Source organism: Paenarthrobacter sp. PPS72, from assembly GCF_048537125.1.
Lineage (GTDB): Bacteria > Actinomycetota > Actinomycetes > Actinomycetales > Micrococcaceae > Arthrobacter > Arthrobacter nitroguajacolicus_E.
This window is the reverse complement of record NZ_JBLYIE010000124.1, coordinates 1-206: the sequence shown is the minus strand read 5'-3', so window position 1 is coordinate 206 and position 206 is coordinate 1. Positions and strand designations below refer to the sequence as shown.

The following is a 206-nucleotide window of genomic DNA, read 5'->3' as shown; positions in this document are numbered from 1 at the left end:
CGCCAAAGGCAAACATTACGACGGCGAACGCGGCCAGTAGCCCTTCGAAACCGTTCGGGAACAAACCTCCGTGATTCACAAGGTTCCCCAGCCCTGGTGCCACGCCACCGCCGTCGGCCGTTTGGAAGCCGAACACCACGATGGCTGCACCGCCAACAATCATGGCAATGATGGCTACCACTTTGATGAGCGAGAACCAGAACTCG

General features: G+C 58.7%; 1 pseudogene. It reads right to left on the bottom strand.

The features are described from left to right. Nucleotides 1-206, bottom strand: a pseudogene (gene proY, locus ACLRGI_RS23395) (proline-specific permease ProY); the annotation flags it as partial.